The following is a 16,374-nucleotide window of genomic DNA, read 5'->3' on the forward strand; positions in this document are numbered from 1 at the left end:
GCATAAGGACGGACCGACCCCTTGGACCGGCGGTTACTGCTCGGCGCGCCTTAGTTTGATTTCGATCGAGTCAACGCGCTCACCGAACAATTCATTCCGGCTCCACTCCTGCTGCAGGCCGGCAACCACTGACTGGACGCCGGCAGCATCCAGCCCCTCCTCCAGGTAGAGGACTACGCGCAGCTCCGGTCCGGGACCTCCGCCGGGGATCCGGCGGCCCGACGCGGTCGAGGCTGCCACGCCCGCACCCGGCAGGACTTCCAAGCGCCGGACCGCGGGCGAACCCGCTGCCGCAGTGCCGAGAGTGTCAGCCAGTTCGGTGTCGCGGTAGGAGGGAACCCAGGGCTGCTGCTGTGCCAGTGACCAGACCGCCGGCCGCCGCACGACGAACGTCACTTCGGAACCGGGGTCAACAACGAGCAATTCCGCACCTTCTGCCACGGCGGAAAGCGCCGCCCGTGCTGCGTAGACCGCAACGGGCCGGGCCTCGGGGTACCAGGCCGTCAAAGCCTCGGACGAGGTGAAGACCGGCATCGCCAGCCTGCCGTCCGGCGCTTTCAAAGTCACGAGCGCCATGTCCGCCTGCTTGTCGGCGTGCAGCCCGCCGGCGCCTTCGGCTTCCTCCGCCAGCTGTGCAACAACAGGAACGAAAACGCGTGCAGTCGCCAGCGCCGCGACAACGGCGGCTTCATCACCATCGGCGCCGAGGAGCGCCTCGACAGCGGCGAGATAACCGCTGTCCGCCGTGCCGTCGTCGTCCTTGAAATTGTGGATCTTTCCGTCATCGCCGGCGAGGCTCCGCCCGGCCCAGGGCTGGCCGGCAGAATCCGCGGCGCCGCCCGCGCCCGCAAGGGCCGCCTCGATGTGGGCAGGAAGCCTGCGGGCAGGCAGCTGGTGCGCTGCTCGGTCCTGTTCCCCGGGCGTCAGCCCCTGTCCTGCCACGGCCGCAGCCTAGCGGCGACCGGCGACGTCGAGGGCCTCCGGCAGTGTGAAGGCGCCTGCGTAGAGAGCCTTGCCGACAATCGCGCCCTCGACGCCGAGCGGCACGAGGGAGCGCAGGACCTTAAGGTCATCGAGGCTGGAAATACCGCCCGAAGCCACCACCGGCTTGCCGGTTTTTTCGACCATCTGCCGCAGCAGTTCAACGTTGGGCCCCTGAAGGGTGCCGTCCTTCGTCACGTCGGTGACGACGTAGCGGGCGCAGCCGGCTTCCTCGAGTCGGCCCAGCACGTCCCAGAGGTCCCCGCCTTCCTTGGTCCAGCCACGGCCGGCAAGCGTCGTTCCCCGGACATCCAGTCCAACAGCGATCTTGTCACCGAACCGGTCGATGACCCGGGCCGTCCATTCAGGATTCTCCAGGGCGGCGGTTCCGAGGTTGACCCGGGCCACGCCCAGGTCAAGGGCCTTCTCGAGGGACTCGTCGTCGCGCAAGCCACCGGAGAGCTCAACCTTGATGTCGAGCCGGCCCACGACTTCCCGGAGGAGTTCGGCATTGGAGCCACGGCCGAACGCTGCATCCAGATCGACGAGATGAACCCACTCGGCGCCCTGCTGCTGCCAGTTCAGGGCCGCCTCCAGCGGCGTGCCGTAGCTCGTTTCACTGCCGGCCTCGCCCTGGACCAGGCGTACCGCCTGGCCGTTAACGACGTCGACTGCGGGAAGCAGTTCCAGTGCCGGCAGATCGGTTTGGCTGGTCATCTCGGGTCCTCAGTTCTCATGTGCGGTTTCCGGAGCGGCGCTGTCTTGTGCGTCCGGGTGTCGGGGATTGGCGTTCAGTGTGGGCAGGGGCGGCCGAAAGGCGTTTTTCGGCCAGCAGATCAGGCCGCAGGCAGGGTCAGCAGGTAGGCGGCCAGCAGCGACATGGCGGCCAGCACCGAGAACGCGATCTGCGTCCAGAGCGGTTTCTTCTGCTGCCTGAAGGACAACGCGCCGCCCGCCAGCAGGCCCGCAAGCCCCATCAGGACGATGGACCACATCTAGGCGTCCCCAGCGGGCGTTGCAGCCGCAGGCGTCGTCTCGGCCGCAGGCACTGCTGCCGCTCCGGTCCGGCCGTGCGGGTGGCGGAGGCCGTTCACCCAGTTCCGGAGGAGCCGCGCGCCGGCATCGCCCGACTTTTCCGGGTGAAACTGCGTGGCGCAGAGCGGTCCGTTCTCCACAGCGGCAATGAAGGGCCCGCCGTGTTCCGACCAGGTCACGAGAGGTGCCGCCATGCGCGGCTGCACGACCTCGAAGTCCCAGGTCTGAACGCCGTAGGAGTGCACGAAATAGAAACGATCGTTTTCCACACCCTGGAAGAGCTTGGAACCCTCCGGGACCTTGACTGTGTTCCATCCCATGTGGGGAACAACGTCAGCGGGGAGGAGTTCGACCTTGCCTGGCCACTCCCCCATGCCCTCGGCTTCGGTCCCGTGTTCCACGCCGGCTTCGAAGAGCACCTGGAGGCCCACGCAGATGCCGAGGACGGGCCGGCCGCCGGCAACACGGCGGCCTATCATGCGGATGGCGTCGACGGCTTTCAGTTCGCGCATGACGGTTTCGAAGGCGCCGACTCCGGGGACCACCAGGCCGTCGGCATTGAGGACGTCCTCCGGCTTCGAGCTCAGGATCACCTCGGCGCCGGCCCGTTCGAGGGCACGCACAGCAGACCGGACGTTGCCCGAACCGTAGTCCAGGACGGTGACGGTGGGCTTTCCCTCGGGCGACGCCGGCTTGACGGTGGCCGAGGGGTCGATGATGGCGCCGTCCTTCAGGATCTTGCCGGTCACAATGCCCCCTTGGTGGACGGAATGCCCTCAACGCGCGGGTCGGGTTCGACGGCGGCGCGCAGTGCCCTTGCAAAGGCCTTGAACTGGGCTTCGACAATGTGGTGCGGGTCGCGGCCGGCGATGACGTTCATGTGGAGGCAGATGCCGGCGTGCAGCGTGATGGCCTCGAAGACGTGACGCGTGAGGGACCCGGTGAAGTGACCGCCGATGAGGTGGTATTCCTGGCCCGCCGGTTCCCCGCCGTGGACGAGATAGGGCCTGCCGGACACGTCGACAACGGCGTGGGCCAGCGCCTCGTCCAGCGGCACGGTGGCTTCGCCGAAGCGGCGGATGCCGGCCTTGTTGCCAAGGGCGGTTCGCAGTACCTCGCCGAACGTGATGGCCACGTCCTCTACAGTGTGGTGCACGTCGATGTGGATGTCGCCGGTGGCCTTAACCGTCATGTCGATGAGTGAGTGCTTACACAGTGCAGTCAGCATGTGGTCGTAGAACGGGACGGAGGTGCTGATGTCTGAAACGCCGGTGCCGTCGAGGTTGATCTCCACCAGAACGGAAGATTCGCTGGTGGCACGCTCGAGGCGTGCTGTGCGGGCCTCGGCAGCCTTGATTCCGGTGTCGCTCATAGTGATAGGTGTCCTTTTTGATGCAGGAAGGGTGCAGACGTTGCGGGGGTCTACCCTCAAGTTTAGGCCGGAAGAGCAGCCTGCCTCGCCAGGATGCGTTCCAGTGCTTCCAGGAAGGCCGTGGTTTCCGTCTCAGTGCCGGCCGTGACGCGCAGATGGCCGGGGATGCCGACGTCCCTGATCAGGACACCGGAATCCAGCAGGGCCTGCCAGACCTCGTGCGGGTTCTCGAGGCCGCCAAAGAAGACGTAGTTCGAGTCCGACGCGGCCGGTCGGAGCCCCATCCTGGTGAGTTCGGTGACGATCCTGTCGCGCTGCTGCTTGATGTCCTCAACGTCAGCCATGAGCGCCTCGCGGTGCCGCAGCGCGGCCAATGCGGTGGCCTGGGTGACGGCGGACAGGTGGTACGGGAGACGGACAAGGCGCAGGGCGTCTGCCACCTCGGGGGCGGCGGCCATGTATCCAAGACGGGCGCCCGCCAGGGCGAAGGCCTTGCTCATGGTCCGGGACACAATGAGCCGCTCCCGCCCTGGCAACAGGGTAAGCGCGCTGGGAGTGCCGTCGTGGGCGAACTCGTGGTACGCCTCGTCGACGATGACGATGGTCTGGCTGGATTCGCCGGCCTCATAGACGGCTTCCACGACGTCCAGTCCCAGGCCGGTACCGGTGGGGTTGTTTGGTGAGCACAGGAACACGACGTTTGGCCGCAGCTCCCGGACCTGGCGGGCCGCGGACTCGGCGCTCAGGCCATAGTCCTCCGCGCGCTGTCCGACGATGTATTCCGTATCTGTTCCGCTGGCCAGCAACGGGTACATGGAGTACGTGGGCGGGAATCCGAGGGCCGTTCGGCCCGGCCCGCCGAACGCCTGGAGTATCTGCTGGAGGACTTCGTTGGAGCCGTTGGCCGCCCAGATGTTGTCGGCGGAGAGGCCGTGGCCCAGGTATTCCGCCAGGGCCTCCCGGAGTTCGGTGAATTCCCGGTCGGGATAGCGGTTGAGTCCCGCCGCAGCCTCAGCGACGGCCTCAGATATCGCGGCCCTGACATCGGCCGGCACACCGTGGGTGTTCTCATTGACGTTGAGCAGGATCGGCACCTCGAGCTGCGGCGCCCCGTAAGGCGTCAGCCCCCGCAGATTGGTGCGCAGGGGAAGTCGGTTCAGTCGCTCAAGCTGGTCAGTCACTTGGACAGTTTAAGTGCCCCGGGCGGCGAGCGGGAAACTGTGACGGGTCAGGCCGACCGGCCGAGACGGATCGGTACCTATTTGGACGGGACGAACAGCTGCTGTCCCGGCATGACCTTGCCGTTGTCCAGGTTGTTCAGCTGGACAATATCCGCGATGACGTCGCGCGGATCCCTGGCCGGGTCCACGCTGCCGGCAATGGCCCACAGCGATTCCCCTGGCTGCACCGTTACGGAGACGGTCTCCGTCACCGACAGACCGCTGGCGGTATCGGCAGCTTTGGCCGGCGAGTTGAGCAGGCCCGCGAGTGACAGGAGCAGCGCTGCCAGAAGCACCAGCGGCAGTCCGATCAGGACGATCCGCCCCCGGCGGGTGAGCCGCAGGCGCGGCGGCTTGCTTTCCGGCCCGCTTGGCCGCCCGCCGCCATGCAGTCCTTCGGGACCTTGCTGGCTCTCGGAGCTGCGGCGCTTCTCGGGACGGTAATGGTGACCTGCTGTTGTAGCTGACATGAACTGAGCCCTCCTGGACCATTCTGTGCTGCCCGTGTGCCCGGCCCGCCGGACATACGCCCGGATCTTCGAATAACCGGGCTGCTTCGCAGCGGAACTAGAACACATGTTCGAACTTTGCTTCTCCATTTTTAGCACCTATCAACGAACAAAGTCGAGACTCGCTAGAACAAATGTTTGAAAAAGCCTTATGGCTGGCCTACGTTTGAAACAAAGAACAACCACTTCTGCAGTTGATCAGCAGGGTCTGACATTTCAGGCCGGATGTTCCCGGCAACTGCAGCCACGCAAGCCGGGAGGAACGAAAGGCGTTGGCGAACATGGCAGCACAAGCCTCCGAGGGCAAAGCTACCCAGCGCAGCCAGCGGTCCCGGACAGCACCCAAGGGACTCACTGTCCGCCAGAAGAAGATCCTGGAAACCATCCAGCGCTCGGTCAATGACAACGGATACCCTCCCTCCATGCGGGAGATCGGGGACACGGTTGGCCTCGCCAGCCTGTCCAGCGTCACCCACCAGCTCTCACAGCTGGAGAAGCTCGGATACCTGCGGCGCGATCCCAAACGTCCCCGGGCCATGGAGGTCCTCATGCCCCTGACGCTCGATGCCGGGGTCCCAAAATCCGCAGGCGCCGAGAAGGAAGCCAGGCTGCACAGCGTGGGCGGTGCCCCTGTTACGGAGTTGCCCAGCGCCACAGACACGGCGCTCGTTCCGCTGGTGGGCCGGATCGCAGCCGGCGGTCCCATCCTCGCCGACCAGTTGGTGGAGGACCTCATGCCGCTGCCCCGCCAGCTCGTCGGCCACGGGGAACTGTTCATGCTGAGAGTCGCCGGGGACTCCATGGTGGACGCTGCGATCTGCGACGGAGACTGGGTGGTGGTGCGGCGTCAAAGTGACGCGGCCAACGGCGATATCGTGGCCGCGCTGCTGGACGACGAAGCAACCGTCAAGACCTTCCGGCAGCGGGACGGCCACACCTGGCTGCTTCCCCAGAACACCCAGTACGAGCCCATCCTGGGCGACCACGCCGTGGTCATGGGCAAGGTCGTGTCCGTCCTGCGTTCGCTGTAGGCCACAGCCCGCTTTCGCTTCCGGCCGGTTTGGGTTCCGGCCCGCTTGCAAGTCAGCGAGTCCAGGGCTACCGCGCTCCGGCGAGCCTTTCCAGCGCCGCCACGGCGATCTTGCGGTCCGTCGTGGGCCAGAACGGCGGGAGCGCCGCGCGGAGAAACCCGCCGTAGCGCTCGGTCGAAAGGCGCGAATCCAGCACTGCCACCACGCCCTTGTCATCCGTGGACCGGATGAGGCGCCCGGCGCCCTGCGCCAGACGGATCGCGGCATGGGTGGCCGACACAGACATGAAACCGTTGCCGCCTGCCTGGGCCACGGCTCGGGAGCGTGCCGTCATCAGGGGGTCGTCTGGCCGCGGGAACGGAATCCTGTCGATGACCACCAGCCGGCAGGAACCACCGGGAACATCAACACCCTGCCACAGGGACATGGTGCCGAACAGGCAGGTGTCGGGTTCGTCGGCGAACTGCTTCACCAGCGCGGTCATGGTTGAGTCGCCTTGGCAGAGCACGCTGACGTCCAGGCGGGGGCGCAGCGCCTCGGCGGCATCCTCGGCGGCCCGGCGGGACGAGAACAGGCACAGCGCTCCCCCGCCGGAGGCGCGGATCAGCGTTTCCAGTTCGTCGAGCGCTTCTGGCGAGGTCCCCCTGCCCGGCTTGGGCAGGTGCCCCGCCACGTACAGGATGCCCTGCTTCGGGTAGTCGAAGGGGGACCCCACGTCCACGCCCGTCCAGCTTGGGGCGCCTTCACCCAGGAGACCGAGTCCGCCTGCGGCGGGTTCGAACGCGGAGCCGATTGCCAGCGTGGCGGAGGTCAGGACCACGGTGTGGCCTTCGAACAGGCCCTCCCGGAGGCGCCCGGCAACACTCAGGGGTGCAATGTTGATCAGCGCGGGCTGCGTGTCGTCGGGTGCCGAATAGCCCTGCTGCGGGTCAAAGGTGCTGTTCCGCGAAAACCACACGACCTCGCGGTTCTCGCGCGCGGCGAGCAGCCGTTCACACAGCTCCATGATGACGAGGAGGCGGGACCGCGCGAGCTGCCGCCCGCCGTCGACCGCGTTGTTGCTGTCCCCTTTTGAATCTGACAGCGCCGCCCGGCACGCCTCGCGAAGCTGGTCCACACAGTCGAGCTGCTCCGCGTTGAGTCCGTTCGGAAGCAGCCCGCTGGGAACGCCGGTGAGGGCAAGTTCAAGGTTGGCTGCGGCGTTGTTGAGGGCATCCACGGTAATGCCTGTGTGCTTGCGGGCGCCCGAGGCTGCGGCATGCACCATGGCGACAGACAACTGCCCGGAAACAGCGCCGGTGACGCGGTCCTGGAGCTCGTGGGCCTCGTCCACCACCACAACGTCGTACTCCGGCAGCACGGCAAGGCCCTCGAAGGCGCTGACGGCGAGCATGGCATGGTTGGTCACCACGACATCGGCCTCAGCCGCTTCGTGCCGGGCCAGTTCACTGAAGCACTCCTCGGCGAGGGGACACTTCTGCGCGCCGAGGCACTCCATGGATGTAACAGAGACCTGCCTCCAGGCACGGTCGGTCACCCCCGGGAGGAGTTCGTCGCGGTCCCCCGTGGCGGTCTTTTCCGCCCATTCGCGGAGCCGGACCACCTCTTTGCCGAGCTGCGACGACGGTCCGCCCATCGCGGCGGCGAAGTGCGGGACGCTGGTGTCCTCGCCCAGCGAAAAGAGCTGCCCTTCGGAGGGCTCCTCGGACGGGAACCCGCCTTCGAGCTTATGCCGGCACACGTAGTTGGCGCGGCCTTTGACGAGGGCCACCTTCACCGGCCTGTCCAGCGCCGGGGTGATGTTCTTCAGCAACCGCGGAAGGTCCCGGCCCACGATCTGTGTCTGCAGCGCCAGGGTGGCGGTGGAGACGAGGGTGGGCTTGTCGCTCTCGAGCGAATGGGCGATCAGCGGGATCAGGTAGGCCAGCGACTTTCCGGTGCCCGTACCCGCCTGGACCAGCAGGTGGTCGCCGGTTTCAATCGCCCGCGCCACCTGACGCGCCATCTCGTGCTGGCCGGTGCGGCTTTGTCCGCCCATGGCGGCCACGGCACGGTCGAGGAGCCCGATGACGAACTCCTCGCCGCCCGTGGCACCGGCGGGCTTTTCGGCCTGCTCAGTCATTGCTGATGAAGGATTCCAGTTCAGCCGCGAGGCCTTCCCGGACCATGACGACGGCGCGGGTGCCGCCCTCTTCGTGATCCATGCTCAGGATCTCTGCGTCGGAGTCGTGGAGTTTGCTGATAAGGTCGCCGCGGTGGTACGGCACCAGCAGTTCCAGCTTGACGTTCGGCCGCGGGATTCCGTCACTGATCGCCTTCAGCAGTTCCTGGATTCCCTGGCCGGTCCGGGCGGACACCACAACGTGGCGCGGTTCGCGCTGCTTGAGCCGCTCCACGACGAACGGATCGGCGGCGTCGGCCTTGTTGAGCACGATGATCTCGGGCACCTTGCGGGCGTCCACTTCGGAGAACACCGAGCGCACGGCGGCGATCTGGCCCTCCGGATCAGGGTGGGAGACGTCCACCACGTGCAGGATGAGGTCCGCGTCCGCCACCTCCTCGAGTGTGGACCGGAATGCCTCCACGAGCTGCGTGGGAAGGGACCGGACAAAGCCGACAGTATCAGCCAGGGTGTAGCCCAACCCGTCTGCCGTCTCCGCCTTGCGGACCGTGGGATCCAGCGTGGCGAACAGGGCGTTCTCCACCAGGACTCCGGCGTCGGTGAGCCGGTTCAGCAGGGAGGACTTGCCCGCGTTCGTGTACCCCGCGATGGCCACAGAAGGAACTGCATTCCGACGGCGGTTGGCCCGCTTGGTCTCGCGTGCCGGCTTCATTGCGGCGATCTCGCGGCGCAGCTTCGCCATCCGCGTGCGGATCCGGCGCCGGTCCAGTTCGATCTTCGTTTCACCAGGACCACGTGAGCCCATGCCGGCACCTGCGCCGCCCACCTGGCCGCCGGCCTGGCGGGACATCGATTCGCCCCAGCCGCGGAGGCGCGGGAGCAGGTATTCGAGCTGCGCCAGCTCCACCTGCGCCTTGCCCTCGCGGCTCTTCGCGTGCTGCGCGAAGATGTCAAGAATGAGGGCGGTGCGGTCGATGACCTTGACCTTGACGATGTCTTCCAGTCCGCGGCGCTGCGACGGCGCGAGCTCGGCATCCACCACCACGGTGTCCGCACCGGTGGACATCACCACGTCCTTGAGCTCCAGGGCCTTGCCCGAACCGAGGAACGTGCCGGGATCCGGCTTCGCCCGGCGCTGGACCAGCCCGTCGAGAACTTCCGATCCCGCGGTTTCCGCAAGCGCAGCGAGTTCCCGCAGGGAGTTCTCGGCGTCGGCCAGGGTGCCTTCGGTCCACAGCCCGGCCAGGACCACGCGCTCCAGGCGCAACTGCCGGTACTCGACTTCGGTGACGTCTTCGAGTTCCGTGGACAGCCCGGCCGTGCGGCGCAGGGCCCGGCGTTCCTCGAGATCCTGCTGGTCGCCGTCGAACGTGCTGTGTTCCTCGTCAAGCCGCGAGATGGCCTGCGCCTGGCCAAAGACGGCCTTGCTACCGGCTCCAGCGCCGTTGGCAGCAGCGGCGTTCCGTGCCGGGACGTCTTTGGAGAGAATCCGGTCGATGACAGCTTGGATTTCCTCGGGACTCATGTCCTGGGCTGCTGGCTCGGATCCGGAATTGTGCTGACTGGTCATGGTCTCCTTAAAAGGTTCTGCATCTTCAGAATAGTGCTGATTGTTGCCCTTGGCTGCGGTATTCGCGCTGGGCTGACGGCGAGGGGTCATGAGGGCTCCTGAAATGCCGACGGCGCACAGACCGGAGCGGCAGGAAGTGGACTGATTGAGTGTGGTTGTGCGCGCTCCGGGCGGAAGGTGGTACACCTGCATCGCAACGGGAAGCGCGCGGCCGGCGCCACGGCTGGAAGCCTGCGGCGGAGAATACCGGCTACTCAAAGATCAGGAACATGCCTTCCAGCGTAGCAGATGCGGACCATCCGGTTTCCCATCCCGTTTCCCATCCGGGTGGTAGGCCCACTAATCTGGCCAGTTATGGAGTCTGCCCACTATTTCAGCGCCTCGCCCGCCGGGCCGTTCACCCGCAAGCCGCTCACCGTGGAACTGGCCGGCGAAACGCGCAGGCTGCAGACCTCCTCCGGCATCTTCAGCCCGGACGGCATCGACAAGGGCACTGCTGTTCTGCTCGCGGAGGTCCCCGCCCCCGCTCCTCAGGGAAACCTGCTGGACATCGGCTGCGGCTGGGGTCCCATCGCCCTGACCATGGCGCTGCGGGCGCCGCACGCCCACGTGTATGCGGTGGACGTCAACGAACGCTGTATCGCTCTCACCAACGAGAACGCCGCGCTGCTGGGGCTTGCCAATGTCACGGCCAGCACGCCCGAGGCCGTGGATCCTGAGTTGCGCTTCGACACCATCTGGTCCAATCCGCCGATCCGGATTGGGAAGGATGAATTGCACTCACTGCTGCTGCTGTGGCTGCCCCGTCTCGCGCCGGGAGGTTCAGCCTGGCTGGTGGTGCAGAAGAACCTGGGATCCGACTCGCTTCAGCGCTGGCTCGCGGAGGCGCTTGACGACTCGTTTGCGGTGACCCGCGAGAGCACGTCCAAGTCCTTCCGCATCCTGCGGGTCAGGAAAGCGTCCCGCTAGCAACGATCGTTGCGGGCCCGCTCAGTTCCACATGCTCGTGGCCGTCTGCCACGGTAAAGAATTTAACGCCGACGACGCCGCCCGGCACTTTGACGTGCCAGGCGTCCGGTGCACCCTGGCCCGCCCAGTGACGGATTGCCACGGCGGCGGCACACGCGCCGGTGCCGCACGACTGCGTTTCACCGACGCCGCGCTCGTGCACGCGCATGGTCACTGTGCCGACTCCGTCGTGGACCAGCGGCTCGGACGGGACAACGAATTCGACGTTGGTGCCGTGGGCCGGCTTGGGGTCGACGTGGGGTGCAGTGAAGAGCCTCGTGGCTTCCAGCTCGGACAGTTCGGCCAGCGCCACGACGGTGTGCGGGTTTCCCATGCTGACTGACAGTGCCGGCCGCGGCACTTCCAGGCCGTCGGCAGTGACCAGGGAGTCCATGGCGCGGGCTGCTGCTTCGGCGGGGAAGATGAACTCCCACGGGCCCATGTCCACGGCGTAGCCGTCGGCCGTGCGGACGATGGTTTTCACGCCGCCGCGCGTGCCGATGGTCAGTGAGCCGCCCTCCGGGAGTTCCGCAAGCCCCTCCGCGAGGAGGAAGTGGACGAAGACCCGGACGCCGTTGCCGCACATCTCAGACAGCGAGCCATCGCCGTTGCGGTAGTCCATGAACCACTCTGCGTTGGGATGTTCGGTCAGGAGCCGGCGGCCCTCGTCGAGGAGACGCGAGGGGACGGCCCGGATGAGCCCGTCCCCGCCGATGCCGCGGTGGCGGTCGCACAGCTCGGCGACCTGTTCCGGGTGAATGGACTGCGTGCCCTCGGGGTCGGCGATCAGGACAAAGTCGTTGCCGGTTCCGTGGCCCTTGGAGAAGCGGAGGCCGCTCAGGGTTGAGATGGCGCGCTCAGCGGTTTCTGCAAGGGCTTCGTTCATGTTTCAAGCGTACCTGCACGCCGCAGCGTCCCGGAAAACAGCCCGTGAGCCTCCGGGCGGGTGAGCGTCCTGCGTCAGGAGCAAAGAGCCGCGGCCTTCTCGGCAAGGGCGGGATCCTGCCAGTCCAGCCAGGCGATGCGCGGGTCGGCCCGGAACCAGGTGAGCTGGCGGCGGGCGAACTGCCGGGTGGCCACGATAGTTTCCTCTGCTGCCTGCGCAACATTTGCTTCGCCGTCGAGCACTTTGAGGAACTGGGCATACCCCAGTGCCCGGGGCGCCGTCCGGCCGCGCCGGAGCCCGGCGGCATCCAGCCGTTCAACCTCGGCCAGCAGTCCGCGGTCCACCATGCGGTGGACCCGGACGGCCAGGCGTTCGCGCAGTTCGTCGCGGTCCACTGCCAGGCCGATCTGCACGGCGGGCTGAAAGTACTCCCGGCTGGGCATGAACGAGCTGAACGGGCGGCCTGTCAGTTCGAAGACCTCCAGGGCCCGGATAATCCGCCGGGCATCTCCGAGCCGGCCTGCCGACACCGGGTCGACGTCCCGGAGGCGTTGCAGGAGCGGGGCAGTTCCGGCGTCGGCGTGTTCCCGCTCGAGGCGGGCGCGGATGCCGGGGTCGGTGCCAGGAAATTCCAGGACGTCCAGGGCTGCGCGCACATACAGGCCCGACCCGCCCGCAAGGATGGCCCGCTTGCCGCGGCGGTGGATGTCTGCCACCGCTGCTCTTGCCTGCTGCTGGAACTCGGATACCGACGCTTCCTCGGTAACGTCCAGGATGTCCAGCAGATGGTGCGGAACTCCCCTGCGCTCGGGTTCGGTGATCTTGGCAGTTCCGATATCCATGCCGCGGTAGAACTGCATGGCGTCGGCGTTGATCACCTCGCCGTCGAGCTCCAGCGCCAGCTCGACGGCAAGGTCAGACTTCCCGGAACCCGTCGGCCCGACCACCGCAATGACGGGCGGCTGCCTGCCGGCCACGGGCTAGCGGCTGCGCACGGGAAGTGACGGCATGCCGAGCGAAACGCCGGTTTTGCCGCCGGCGGCCGCCGGTGCGGGCGCGCCGCACGAGTCCGCCTGCGACCTGTCCCAGGCGTCCCCTGCCCGCGAACGGCGCAGGGAGTAGTCGGCGGCCGTTGCGGGGTCGGCGACGAGATGGAAGGCCGCGGCCTCGGTAATAGTGACCGTGACGAGGTCGCCGGGCCGGGGTGCCGCGGCTCCGTCGGGCACGGAGAAGTGGACGAGCCGCTGGTCCTGGGACCGGCCGGACAGCCGGTGGGTTGCCTCTGCCTTGCGCCCTGACTGGGCGGTCACCATGACCTCGACCTGGCGTCCGAGCTGCTTGGCGTTCTCCTCCGCGGCGATCCGGTCCTGCAGGGCTGTGAGCCGTTCGAACCTTTCCTGCACGACGGCTTTGGGCAGCTGGGCGGGAAGATCAGCGGCCGGGGTGCCGGGCCGCTTGGAGTACTGGAAGGTGAAGGCCGTGGCGAAGCGCGACTTTTCGACGACGTCCAGGGTTGCCTGGAAATCTTCCTCGGTCTCGCCAGGGAAGCCGACAATAATGTCCGTCGAAATCGCGGCGTGCGGGATCTTCTCCCGGACCTTGTCCAGGATTCCGAGGAACTTGGCCGAGCGGTAGGAGCGCCTCATGTCCTTGAGGACCTTGTCCGAGCCGGACTGCAGGGGCATGTGCAGCTGGGGCATGACGTTGGGCGTCTCGGCCATGGCGTCAATCACGTCGTCGGTGAACGCCGCCGGGTGGGGGCTGGTGAAGCGGACCCGTTCCAGGCCGGGAATGTCCCCGCAGGCGCGGAGCAGCTTGGAGAACGCCTGGCGGTCGCCGAACTCCACGCCATAGGAGTTGACGTTCTGTCCCAGCAGGGTCACCTCGATGGCTCCGTCGTCTACCAGCGCCTGGACCTCGGCCAGGATGTCCCCCGGCCTGCGGTCCTTCTCCTTGCCGCGGAGGGCAGGGACGATGCAGAACGTGCACGTGTTATTGCAGCCCACCGAAATAGACACCCATCCCGAGTACACGGAGTCCCGTTTGGTGGGCAGCGTGGACGGGAAAACGTCGAGGGACTCAAGGATCTCGAGTTGGGCTTCGCTGTTGTGGCGGGCCCGGTCCAGGAGCGCCGGAAGCGCACCGACGTTGTGCGTCCCGAAGACCGCGTCCACCCACGGAGCCTTCTTCAGGATGGTTTCACGGTCTTTCTGCGCCAGGCACCCGCCGACAGCGATCTGCATTCCCGGGTTGGCTTCCTTGACGGGCGCCAGCATGCCGAGGTTGCCGTACAGCTTGTTGTCCGCGTTCTCCCTCACGGCACACGTGTTGAAGACCACGACGTCGGCCTGGGCACCCTCCGCTGGAACGTAACCTGCCGCCTCGAGCATCCCGGCCATCCGCTCGGAATCGTGGACGTTCATCTGGCAGCCGAACGTCCGCACCTGGTAGGTGCGGGGTGCGCTGGAGACGTCGGCGGCTGAGGGGACGGCGCCGGAGGAGGGGGAAGGGTAGGTCAGACTCACCCGTTAAGCGTACCGGCTGTGGCCAACTGTCGGGTGTGCTTCAGTGCCGCGGCTATGCCTGGTCGATGGAGGCGGCGTCAAGCACGTCCCCGACGATCCGGAATGCCTGCGAGGGCTGGTACCCCTTGCGGGCGAGCATCGAGGCCAGACGCCGGGTGGTCTTGTCCCGCTCTGCACGGTCAGACAGGTCTGCCCCCGGCCGGAGCTTGCGTTCCACCAGGTGCCTGGCCGCTGCTTCCTCCTCTTCGTCGCTGAGCTGCTGCAGCGCCGCAGCGGCCGTCTCCGGATCAATCCCCTTTTCGGCGAGCTCGCGGCGGAGGGCTCCCTTGGCCAGCTTGCGGGTCTGGGAACGGCTCCGCACCCACATGTCCGCGAATTCTGCGTCGTCGACGAGCCTGACCTCTTCGAACCGGTCCAGGACCGCGGCGGCGACATCCTCGGGCACGTTTCGTTCAGCCAGCTTGCGCTCAAGCTGGAGCCTGCTCTTGGGCGAACTGGTCAGCTGCCGCAGCACAATGGCTCGAGCCACGGACGCGGGGTCTGCGTCCCGGTCTTCCATGGCTTCGGGCGGCGGCGAGGCAGGCGGCAGGCCTGCCTCAGCGCCCCGGGCCCGGCCGCGCCCCCTGCTGCTAGAAACCGTCAACGGCCTTCAGCTTCGGTGAAGCCTCGGCGTCGGCGGCGGGCTTGACTCCGACACCGAGCTTTTCCTTGATGAGCCGCTCGAGTTCCGCCGCCAGCTCGGGGTTGTCGCGGAGGAAGCGCCGGGAATTCTCCATGCCCTGGCCGAGCTGGTCGCCGTCATAGGTGAACCAGGAACCTGACTTCTTGATGAGGCCGTGCTCCACGCCCATGTCGATGATGCCGCCCTCGCGGGAGATGCCCTGGCCATAAATGATGTCGAATTCGGCGACCTTGAAGGGCGGGGCCATCTTGTTCTTGACGATCTTGGCCTTGGTGCGGTTGCCGACGGAGTCGGCGCCTTCCTTCAGGGTCTGGATGCGGCGGACGTCGATGCGGATGGAAGCGTAGAACTTCAGGGCCTTGCCGCCGGTGGTGGTTTCGGGTGAGCCGAAGAACACACCGATCTTTTCGCGAAGCTGGTTGATGAAGATGGCCGTGGTCTTGGTCTGGCTCAGCCGACCGGTGATCTTCCGCAGCGCCTGGCTCATCAGGCGCGCCTGCAGGCCGACGTGGCTGTCTCCCATGTCACCTTCGATTTCGGCACGCGGCACGAGCGCGGCCACGGAGTCGATGACGACGATGTCCAGCGAGCCGGAGCCCACCAGCATGTCCATGATTTCGAGTGCCTGCTCGCCGGTGTCCGGCTGGGATACAAGCAGGGCGTCGGTGTCCACGCCCAGCTTCGCGGCATACTCGGGGTCGAGAGCGTGCTCGGCGTCGATGAAGGCCGCGATGCCGCCGTTGCGCTGGGCGTTTGCCACCGCGTGGAGGGCCACTGTGGTTTTACCGGACGATTCCGGTCCGTAGATCTCAACGACTCTGCCCCGCGGGAGCCCGCCTATACCCAAGGCGACGTCCAGAGCGATGGAACCGGTGGGAATGACCTCGATGGGGGCGCGGGTTTCATCACCCAGGCGCATGATCGATCCCTTGCCGAACTGCTTGTCAATCTGGGCAAGCGCTGCTTCCAACGCCTTTGCACGATCCGGGGCTGCCGCCATGGTTCACACCTCTATTGCTTTCTCGCTGTGGAGTGGCCTGTGCGGCCTTGTTCTCTGTCATCACTGACGCTAGCGCCGCCCTGTGACAATGTTGCCGGGCGGCCTGCGTATGTGGATAACCCGCTGGAAAAAAGCATAGTCCCGTCCGAACAGATATTCGAACAATCGGTCGGCGTGTCAGGACTCTGCCGGCGGGCGGGCGGAATCAGCTGGGGCTGGGCTTGATGTCCCGGCCGAGCCGCCGTTCCGCGGGAACGTCTTGGACATCGCACACGGCGAGCCAGACATCGCGGGGATTGACGCCGGCAGCCAATGCCTCGTCGGCCGTCTTGCCTCCCACCCCCGCAAGGCTCAGTGAGCTGCTAAGCACGCGGGAATATCCTGCGCCAAACTCGTCGTCCATGAGCCGCCAAAAATCACTAATCCGCACGCC

17 protein-coding genes are annotated in these 16,374 nt (G+C 66.7%); 2 read left to right on the forward strand and 15 right to left on the reverse strand.

The features are described from left to right. Positions 1 to 33: 33 nt before the first annotated feature. The 7 genes from ACIP90_RS06100 to ACIP90_RS06130 all read right to left on the reverse strand — a co-directional run bounded on the left by ACIP90_RS06100 (position 34) and on the right by ACIP90_RS06130 (position 5,078). On the reverse strand, positions 34 to 942 hold the full coding sequence (locus ACIP90_RS06100) for an SseB family protein (RefSeq protein WP_400577760.1): 909 nt from the start codon (positions 940 to 942) through the stop codon (positions 34 to 36). A gap of 9 nt (positions 943 to 951) precedes the next feature. Further along, a complete protein-coding gene (gene priA / locus ACIP90_RS06105; protein WP_400577762.1) occupies positions 952 to 1,698 on the reverse strand; it encodes a bifunctional 1-(5-phosphoribosyl)-5-((5-phosphoribosylamino)methylideneamino)imidazole-4-carboxamide isomerase/phosphoribosylanthranilate isomerase PriA in 747 nt (248 codons plus the stop codon). A gap of 119 nt (positions 1,699 to 1,817) precedes the next feature. Then, positions 1,818 to 1,976: a hypothetical protein gene (locus ACIP90_RS06110; RefSeq protein WP_400577764.1), complete on the reverse strand. Its 159-nt coding sequence runs from the start codon at positions 1,974 to 1,976 to the stop codon at positions 1,818 to 1,820. Next, positions 1,977 to 2,765 (reverse strand): imidazole glycerol phosphate synthase subunit HisH, encoded by a 789-nt coding sequence (gene hisH / locus ACIP90_RS06115; protein WP_400577766.1) that lies wholly within the window; start codon positions 2,763 to 2,765, stop codon positions 1,977 to 1,979. After that, entirely contained in the window at positions 2,762 to 3,388 is a 627-nt protein-coding gene (gene hisB, locus ACIP90_RS06120; protein WP_056627824.1) for an imidazoleglycerol-phosphate dehydratase HisB, read from the reverse strand. The genes hisH and hisB overlap by 4 nt, the downstream gene beginning before the upstream one ends. Before the next feature lie 62 nt (positions 3,389 to 3,450). Further along, positions 3,451 to 4,569: a histidinol-phosphate transaminase gene (locus ACIP90_RS06125; RefSeq protein ID WP_400577768.1), complete on the reverse strand. Its 1,119-nt coding sequence runs from the start codon at positions 4,567 to 4,569 to the stop codon at positions 3,451 to 3,453. A gap of 77 nt (positions 4,570 to 4,646) precedes the next feature. Then, the gene (locus tag ACIP90_RS06130) at positions 4,647 to 5,078 is read right to left on the reverse strand and encodes a LysM peptidoglycan-binding domain-containing protein (protein WP_400577769.1); all 432 of its coding nucleotides are present in this window, start codon (positions 5,076 to 5,078) and stop codon (positions 4,647 to 4,649) included. 320 nt (positions 5,079 to 5,398) lie between these two features. Between ACIP90_RS06130 and lexA the strand changes: the two genes are divergently transcribed. Continuing rightward, complete coding sequence (lexA, locus tag ACIP90_RS06135; protein ID WP_400577771.1) at positions 5,399 to 6,148, forward strand: transcriptional repressor LexA; 750 nt, start codon at positions 5,399 to 5,401, stop codon at positions 6,146 to 6,148. 67 nt (positions 6,149 to 6,215) lie between these two features. On the opposite strand, the gene ACIP90_RS06140 is transcribed toward lexA, so the two are convergent. Beyond that, positions 6,216 to 8,270, reverse strand: a complete 2,055-nt coding sequence (locus ACIP90_RS06140) for an ATP-dependent DNA helicase (RefSeq protein WP_400577772.1) — start codon at positions 8,268 to 8,270, stop codon at positions 6,216 to 6,218. Further along, positions 8,263 to 9,840, reverse strand: coding sequence for a GTPase HflX (hflX, locus tag ACIP90_RS06145; RefSeq protein ID WP_400577774.1), 1,578 nt, complete (start codon positions 9,838 to 9,840; stop codon positions 8,263 to 8,265). The genes ACIP90_RS06140 and hflX overlap by 8 nt, the downstream gene beginning before the upstream one ends. 354 nt (positions 9,841 to 10,194) lie before the next feature. On the opposite strand from hflX, the gene ACIP90_RS06150 reads away from it, so the two are divergent. Further along, the gene (locus ACIP90_RS06150) at positions 10,195 to 10,809 is read left to right on the forward strand and encodes a class I SAM-dependent methyltransferase (RefSeq protein ID WP_400577775.1); all 615 of its coding nucleotides are present in this window, start codon (positions 10,195 to 10,197) and stop codon (positions 10,807 to 10,809) included. Here the strand turns inward: ACIP90_RS06150 and dapF are convergent. The 6 genes from dapF to ACIP90_RS06180 all read right to left on the reverse strand — a co-directional run bounded on the left by dapF (position 10,790) and on the right by ACIP90_RS06180 (position 16,371). After that, positions 10,790 to 11,734: a diaminopimelate epimerase gene (gene dapF / locus ACIP90_RS06155; protein ID WP_400577776.1), complete on the reverse strand. Its 945-nt coding sequence runs from the start codon at positions 11,732 to 11,734 to the stop codon at positions 10,790 to 10,792. The two genes, ACIP90_RS06150 and dapF, sit on opposite strands and share 20 nt — an antisense overlap. A 74-nt stretch (positions 11,735 to 11,808) precedes the next feature. After that, positions 11,809 to 12,711 carry a tRNA (adenosine(37)-N6)-dimethylallyltransferase MiaA gene (gene miaA / locus ACIP90_RS06160; RefSeq protein ID WP_400577778.1) on the reverse strand — a complete coding sequence of 301 codons (903 nt, stop codon included), beginning with the start codon at positions 12,709 to 12,711 and terminating at the stop codon, positions 11,809 to 11,811. Positions 12,712 to 12,714: 3 nt separating this feature from the next. Continuing rightward, positions 12,715 to 14,259, reverse strand: coding sequence for a tRNA (N6-isopentenyl adenosine(37)-C2)-methylthiotransferase MiaB (gene miaB, locus ACIP90_RS06165; RefSeq protein ID WP_400577779.1), 1,545 nt, complete (start codon positions 14,257 to 14,259; stop codon positions 12,715 to 12,717). Positions 14,260 to 14,311: 52 nt separating this feature from the next. Further along, the gene (locus tag ACIP90_RS06170) at positions 14,312 to 14,818 is read right to left on the reverse strand and encodes a regulatory protein RecX (RefSeq protein WP_400578296.1); all 507 of its coding nucleotides are present in this window, start codon (positions 14,816 to 14,818) and stop codon (positions 14,312 to 14,314) included. Positions 14,819 to 14,888: 70 nt separating this feature from the next. Next, positions 14,889 to 15,941, reverse strand: coding sequence for a recombinase RecA (gene recA, locus ACIP90_RS06175; RefSeq protein WP_400577781.1), 1,053 nt, complete (start codon positions 15,939 to 15,941; stop codon positions 14,889 to 14,891). Positions 15,942 to 16,146: 205 nt separating this feature from the next. Next, the gene (locus tag ACIP90_RS06180; protein ID WP_400577782.1) at positions 16,147 to 16,371 is read right to left on the reverse strand and encodes a DUF3046 domain-containing protein; all 225 of its coding nucleotides are present in this window, start codon (positions 16,369 to 16,371) and stop codon (positions 16,147 to 16,149) included. Positions 16,372 to 16,374: the final 3 nt, after the last annotated feature.

It is taken from the genome of Arthrobacter sp. NPDC093139 (assembly GCF_044754165.1).
Taxonomy (GTDB): Bacteria; Actinomycetota; Actinomycetes; order Actinomycetales; family Micrococcaceae; genus Arthrobacter.